A 422-nucleotide genomic window follows, 5' to 3' on the forward strand; every position below is an offset into this window, starting at 1 on the left:
GAATTTGACTGCCCTATTGCCGGACCATGGACACGCGGCCTGTTGATCCGTCGGAGTATAGGCGATGGAGACCTAGCACTACAGTTGCATATTGTGTCGTGAGTGAGCGCGGATAGCACTGGCCTGATGTGTTCGTCGAAAGACGGACCATCTGAGGATATGGGCTATGGGCAGTCTATGTTGTGAGAGTTTTACGACGAGACGCCTGATTTCCTGTATGGACCCGCGGACAAGGACTGTCGTGTCCGGTGCAGTGTTTTTTTCGACTTCAGTGAGTTTGCCTGGTAACGGACACTGGCCATGACGGCATAGGCGAGCATGACCAGAGAGACATGCCGATGCCAACCATGCCAGGAACGGGTTTCGTTATGATCAAGACCGAATTCGTTTTTGGCCGTCTCGAAACATTCTTCGATTCTCCA

1 pseudogene is annotated in these 422 nt (G+C 52.4%); it reads right to left on the minus strand.

The features are described 5' to 3' along the window. Positions 1 to 191: 191 nt before the first annotated feature. A pseudogene (locus tag AB2L51_RS15090) lies at positions 192 to 422 on the minus strand (IS701 family transposase); the annotation flags it as partial.

It is taken from the genome of Acetobacter fabarum, from assembly GCF_040702925.2.
Lineage (GTDB): Bacteria > Pseudomonadota > Alphaproteobacteria > Acetobacterales > Acetobacteraceae > Acetobacter > Acetobacter fabarum_B.